7 protein-coding genes are annotated in these 5,978 nt (G+C 71.3%); 2 read left to right on the forward strand and 5 right to left on the reverse strand.

All coding sequences use genetic code 11. From position 1 onward, the window contains the following. Positions 1-127 precede the first annotated feature (127 nt). On the reverse strand, positions 128-352 hold the full coding sequence (locus ACIBJG_RS38555; RefSeq protein ID WP_399314990.1) for a hypothetical protein: 225 nt from the start codon (positions 350-352) through the stop codon (positions 128-130). A 199-nt stretch (positions 353-551) separates the two neighbouring features. Between ACIBJG_RS38555 and ACIBJG_RS38560 the strand changes: the two genes are divergently transcribed. Then, positions 552-935 carry a cold-shock protein gene (locus ACIBJG_RS38560; protein ID WP_399314991.1) on the forward strand — a complete coding sequence of 128 codons (384 nt, stop codon included), beginning with the start codon at positions 552-554 and terminating at the stop codon, positions 933-935. 11 nt (positions 936-946) lie between these two features. On the opposite strand, the gene ACIBJG_RS38565 is transcribed toward ACIBJG_RS38560, so the two are convergent. The 4 genes from ACIBJG_RS38565 to ACIBJG_RS38580 are packed head-to-tail and all read right to left on the reverse strand — an operon-like array spanning position 947 to position 4,492. Then, on the reverse strand, positions 947-1,804 hold the full coding sequence (locus tag ACIBJG_RS38565) for a 1,4-dihydroxy-6-naphthoate synthase (RefSeq protein WP_399314993.1): 858 nt from the start codon (positions 1,802-1,804) through the stop codon (positions 947-949). Next, positions 1,785-2,489, reverse strand: a complete 705-nt coding sequence (locus tag ACIBJG_RS38570) for a futalosine hydrolase (protein ID WP_399314995.1) — start codon at positions 2,487-2,489, stop codon at positions 1,785-1,787. Before ACIBJG_RS38570 ends, ACIBJG_RS38565 begins: the two co-directional genes overlap by 20 nt. 29 nt (positions 2,490-2,518) lie before the next feature. Continuing rightward, positions 2,519-2,998: a DUF2771 domain-containing protein gene (locus ACIBJG_RS38575; RefSeq protein ID WP_399314996.1), complete on the reverse strand. Its 480-nt coding sequence runs from the start codon at positions 2,996-2,998 to the stop codon at positions 2,519-2,521. A gap of 27 nt (positions 2,999-3,025) precedes the next feature. Then, positions 3,026-4,492 carry an MFS transporter gene (locus tag ACIBJG_RS38580; protein ID WP_399314998.1) on the reverse strand — a complete coding sequence of 489 codons (1,467 nt, stop codon included), beginning with the start codon at positions 4,490-4,492 and terminating at the stop codon, positions 3,026-3,028. Between the two features lie 419 nt (positions 4,493-4,911). Here ACIBJG_RS38580 and ACIBJG_RS38585 point away from each other — a divergent pair, with 419 nt between their 5' ends. After that, positions 4,912-5,838, forward strand: coding sequence for a DUF3027 domain-containing protein (locus ACIBJG_RS38585; protein ID WP_399315000.1), 927 nt, complete (start codon positions 4,912-4,914; stop codon positions 5,836-5,838). Positions 5,839-5,978 lie beyond the last annotated feature (140 nt).

Consider the following 5,978-nt stretch of genomic DNA (forward strand, 5'->3'; position numbering starts at 1 on the left):
TGAGGAGTCTCCCCGGAGGGACCCCACCCCCACCCACCGGACAGAGGCGCACCGCACCGCGCGGAGCACCCGCACACAAGCCCGTCCGGCGATTGAGGACGGAACCCCCCGCCCCGGGAAGGGGCGACTACTGCCGAGTCGACCCCGCCCGTACCGAGCGGATCACGCCCGCCGCGGCGATCAGGAAGCCGACGCCCATCAGCATGCACAGGGACCAGGCGATCGGCGGCAGCGGGTCCGTGCCGAGGAAGAGCGGGGCCATGGTGGCCAGGGTCGACAGGGCGCCGATGAGGAAGACGATCGCGCCGATACGGACCAGCCGGTCGCCTGCGCCGGAAGAAGGAGTACTCACCCCGTGATGGTAGTTCCCGGGGCATCTGCCCGCCCACGGCCGAAGCAGGTGCCGTTTCCGGACAGAGTCCGGATGACCAGGCTTGACGAGGGGTACTTCACCTGTGGAGGCTTCTGCCAGCAGGGGAAGCACGACCACAGGACGGCCTGACCTGCTGAGGGCTTTGTTCCGGCATACGGGTTGAGATGGGGTGCGTGCTTTGCCGACTGGCAAGGTCAAGTGGTTCAACAGTGAGAAGGGCTTCGGCTTCCTCTCCCGCGACGACGGCAGCGACGTCTTCGTGCACTCGTCCGTGCTTCCCGACGGAGTCGACGCACTCAAGCCCGGCCAGCGCGTCGAGTTCGGCGTGGTCGCCGGGCAACGCGGTGACCAGGCGCTTTCCGTAGTGGTCCTCGACCCCACCCCGTCCGTCGCGGCCGCCCAGCGCCGCAAGCCGGACGAGTTGGCGTCGATCGTGCAGGATCTGACGACCGTGCTGGAGAACATCACGCCGATGCTGGAGCGCGGCCGCTACCCCGACAAGGCGTCCGGTGCGAAGATCGCCGGTCTGCTGCGGGCGGTCGCGGACCAGCTCGACGTGTAAGTGGAGAAAGGTCAGGCGAACGACAGCGCGTCCGGGCCGAGGGGCGGCACCAGTCCCTCGGCCGCGGCGCGCGTCAGCAGGCCGCGGATCGCCGCGTAGCCGTCCTCTCCGAGGTCGGCGGTGAACTCGTTCACGTACAGACCGATGTGCTGGTCGGCGACGGACGGGTCCATCTCCTGCGCGTGCTCCAGGACGTAGGGGCGCGACGTCTCCGGGTCGTCCCACGCCATCCGTACCGACGTGCGCACCGAGTCGGCGAGAAGCTTCAGCGTGTCTGCGCCCAGGGAGCGCTTGGCGATGATCGCGCCGAGCGGGATGGGCAGCCCGGTCGTGTCCTCCCAGTGGCGTCCCATGTCGGCCAGGTTGTGCAGGCCGTAGTTCTGGTACGTGAAGCGGGCCTCGTGGATGACGAGACCGGCGTCGACCTTGCCGTCCCGCACCGCCGGCATGATCTCGTCGAACGGCATGACGACGATCTCGCCCACGCCGCCGGGCACGACCTCCGCCGCCCAGAGGCGGAACAGCAGGTACGCGGTGGAGCGTTCGCTCGGCACGGCGACGGTCTTCCCCGTCAGGTCCGTGCCCGCCTCCTTCGTCAGGACGAGCGGCCCGCAGCCCCGGCCCAGCGCCCCGCCGCAAGGAAGCAGCGCGTACTCGTCGAGGACCCAGGGCAGCACCGCGTACGACACCTTGAGTACGTCCAGCTCGCCGCGCTCGGCCATGCCGTTGGTGATGTCGATGTCCGCGAAGGTGACGTCGAGCGCGGGCGCGTCGGGGACCCGTCCGTGCGCCCAGGCGTCGAAGACGAACGTGTCGTTCGGGCACGGCGAGAAGGCGATCCGCAGCGGGTCAGGAGTCATTTCGGTCATGGTGGATCCAGCCTTCCAGTACGGGGGTGAGCGTCCCGAACGCCTCGGTGAGCGCGGCCAGCGCGTCGCCGATGCGCCAGGCGTCGCGGTCGCGCGGGCCGACGGCGTTGGAGACGGCCCTGATCTCCAGGACGGGCACGCCGGTCAGGGCGGCTGCCTCCGCAACCCCGAAGCCCTCCATGGCCTCGGCCACGGCACCGGGGTGTGCGGCGAGGAGGGCGGCGGCGCGTTCGGCGCTGCCGGTCACGGTGGAGACGGTGAGGACGTCGCCGGTCACCGCGCGGGTCGCGGCGACCACCGCCTTCACCAGCGAGCGAGGCGGGAAGTGCCATACCCGGCCGAAGCCGAGGTCGGTGACGGGCACGAACCCTGCGGGGGTCTCGGCGCCCAGGTCAGCCGCGCCGATGCGGCCGGCCACGACGAGGGAGCCGACCGGGGCGACACCGGCGAACCCGCCGCCGATGCCGGCCGAGATCACCAGGTCGTAGTGGTCCGAGGCCAGGGCGAAGGCGGCGGAGGCCGCCGCCGCGGCCGGACCCGCACCGCCCGCGAGGACGTCGTAGGGGCCGGCGCGGTGCAGTTCCGCGCCCGGCACCGTATGGACACCGACCGCCGAAGGGGGCCCGGACGCACGCGTGACCGCGTCCCGTTCCACCGGGACAGCGGTCACGACAAGCACACGCACGGGGGGAGTCCTCCGAGGTCAGGAGGGCGTCAGTTGGTCTTCTTGAACTCGAAGTGCCAGATGCCGGTCAGCTGCTTGCCCTTGGTCTCCACGATGCTGATCTGCGTCTGCTTCGTGGTCTCGCCGGTCTGGCTGGAGAAGAAGGCGCTGCCCTGGATGGACCGGTAGGTCTTCTTGTTCGGCTCCTGCTCGGCCTGCTGGCCGTTGATGAAGATCGTCCAGCCGTTGTCCGCGACTTCGGGGTCGACACCGAAGTGGACCTGGTCCTCCATCGAGACCTTGACGGTCTTCTCGGCCTTCTTGTTGAGACAGCCCTGGATATCGGATTCCTTGAGGGCCTTGCCGTCGTTGTAGCAGGACGCCTCGGCACTCACCGAGTTGTCGCCGACCGTCACGGTGGCGAGCGGCGTCGGCTTGTCGCAGGCGGAGAGGACAAGGAGTCCCGCGGACACGGCACCAAGAGCGACGCCGATTCGACGGCCCTTACCGGAGAAGAACGCAACGGTCATGGGCCGAAGGCTATCGGTCGCCCCGGCTCACGCCACGCGGGGGTGCGGCGAGCCGCGCCGCGCGGCGCCCAGCAGACCCCGTACGGACGTGGCGGCACCGAGTGCGAGGAGGCCCGCGGCGACCGACATGCCCAGTACTCCGTTGAGGGGGAGGGCGATCCCGATCGCCCCTCCGATCACCCAGGCCATCTGGAGCAGCGTCTCCGAGCGGGCGAAGGCGGACGTCCGTACCTCCTCCGGCACGTCGCGCTGGATCATCGCGTCCAGCGACAGCTTCGACAGGGCCTGGGTGAAGCCGGCCGTGGCCGCGAGCGCGGCGACCATGACCGTGCTGAAGAAGGCGGCGGCCAGCACGGCGACGCCCAGGGCCAGGCCCAGCACCGAGGCGATGATGATCTCGGGGCCGCGGGCCCTGAGCCAGGAGCCGACCGCGGTGCCCAGCGCGTTGCCCACCCCGGCCGCCACTCCGACGATGCCGAGCGAGATCGCGGCGCTCTGCCCGGCCAGCGGGTGCTCGCGCAGCAGGAACGCGAGGAAGAAGATCAGGAAGCCGGAGAGCGCCCGGTGGGAGGCGTTGGCCTGGAGGCCGTGCAGGACGGACGGGCCGACGGAGCGCAGCCCGGGCCGCTTCTCGCCGTTCTTCTCCTTGGAAGCCTTGGAAGCCTTGGAAGCCTTGGAAGCCTTGGAAGCCTTGGCCCGGGGAGTGGCGGATTCCTTTCCGCTCTTGGGCGTGGCGTTCATGGCGCCCTCGCCGTGCGGTGGCACCAGGTGCGCCTTCCGCTCACCCTTCGCCGAGTCCACCTTGTGCGGCAGCGTGAAGGCGAGGACGGCGCCGCCGACGAAGATCGCGCACGCGCCGTACAGCGGCCACGGCGGCCCGATGGTCTGGAGCCCCGCCCCGATGGGCGCGGCGACGCCGGTGGCCAGGAGACCGGCGAGGGTGACCCGCGAATTGGCCTTCACGAGCGAGAAACGGGGTGGCAGCAGACGCGGTACGACGGCGCTCCGCACCACTCCGTACGCCTTCGAGCACACCAGTACGCCCAGGGCGGCCGGGTACAGCTCCAGGCCCCCGGTGGCGACCGCGCCCGACATGGTGAGCGCCAGCACGGCCCGGGCCAGCATGGAGCCCGCCATGGCGGCGCGGCGGCCGTGCGGCAGGTGGTCCAGGAGCGGGCCGATGACCGGGGCGAGGAGGATGAAGGGCGCCATGGTGACGGCGAGGTACAGCGCGACCCGGCCGCGGGCCTGGTCCGTCGGTACGGAGAAGAACACGGTCGACGCGAGCGCGACGGTGATCATCACGTCGCCCGCGCCGTTCACCGCGTGCAGCTCGATCAGCTTGCCGAGGCCCGACTCACCGGCCCCGTGGGCGTGTGTCGCCTTCCGGATGCCTCGGGCGGTTCCGGTGAACGGGGATCGGAGGGCATGACCGATCGACCGGCCCGTTCTGCGGAGCGGGCCGGCTTCGTCGTGCGACCTGGCAGAAGCCACTTGGCCATAGTGCCCCAGTCCCCGGCGTCACGAACCGAGATCGGGGCGGGACGCGGTGGGTACCGCCCCGTCGGGTCAGTGATCGGCCAGGTCGCAGGGGGTGCGGTGGCGCGGATCGGGGTGGCCGGAGTGCGTTCTTCACACGGGACACGGCGTCGGATACGGCGTCGTTTGGGACGGGCAGGTGGGCGGGGAGCGGCGGAGAGGGTAGCGTGCGTAGCGCGCCACCGGCGGTTGTTCTTGGCCGCGCGCCTCTCGGCGATCCCGCAGAATGGATCGAAGAAGGTGCGCCCGAGGCAGGCACAACGGGTGTGGACGTCGACGCGGCCCCCAGGTCCGCTCCGCCCGCAACCGTATGGCCGAAATCGATGGATGTGCTGGCGCGCTCGTGAGACTGGCGTAGGAGAGAAGCGAGACCTGTGAGTGCTGCGACGACGAGAAGCCGTACGGCCCGTACCCCCGTTCCCGACCGTCTGTGCGCCGAGGCCGTAGACCTCGCACGCTCGGCGGCCGAGGAAGCGGCCGCGCCAGGGGTTGTGGGTGAGCATGTGGCCGTGGTCCCCGAGGGGGACCGCGTCGTCACGCACTACTTCGAGTGCAAGGACCCCGCCTACCGGGGCTGGCGCTGGGCGGTGACGGTCGCCAGGGCCTCCCGCGCGAAGAACGTCACCCTGGACGAGACGGTCCTGCTGCCGGGCAGCGACGCGCTGCTCGCGCCGGAGTGGGTGCCGTGGAGCGAGCGGCTGCGGCCGGGCGACATGGGGCCGGGCGATCTGCTGCCCACCGAGGCGGACGATCTGCGCCTGGAGCCGGGCTACACCGGCGAGGACGAGCTGCCGCCGAACTCCGCGGTCTCGGGCGAGCTGGCCGATCTCGTCGAGTCCGAGGACGCGGAACTGACGACGCGCCCGGAGCCGCCGCGCCGCGGCTCGATCGCGGCGGTCGCGGACGAGCTGGGCATGCGGCGTGCGCGGGTGCTGTCCCGGTACGGGCTGTACGCGGCGGCCGACCGCTGGGACGAGGAATTCGGCGCGAAGACGCCCATGGCGCAGGCGGCCCCGGCCACCTGCGTGTCGTGCGCCTTCCTGGTGCCGCTCACGGGCTCGCTGAAGCAGGCCTTCGGGGTGTGCGCGAACGAGTTCGGTCCGGCGGATGGGCACGTGGTGTCCCTGTCGTACGGATGCGGTGGGCATTCGGAGGCCGCGGTGATGCCGAAGCCGCCGAAGCCGGCGCCGCATGCGCTGGACACGATGCAGGTGGACGAGTACCCGTTGCGTCCGGCACGGGATTCCGGCTCCGTGCCGGTGGAGACGGACGGGCCGACGGAGGACCTCGGCCACTCGTAGGCAGTGGCCCGGGGGTGGGTTCCTGCGTGCCCCGGTCCGGGGCCGGGGGTTCCGTCCTCAATTGCCGGACGGGCTGGTTGGTGCGGGTGCTCCGCGTTGCGGAGGCGCGGTTCCCCGGTGGGTGGGGGTCCGGGGTCCCT

The sequence above is a fragment of the Streptomyces sp. NPDC050422 genome (assembly GCF_044458665.1).
Lineage (GTDB): Bacteria > Actinomycetota > Actinomycetes > Streptomycetales > Streptomycetaceae > Streptomyces.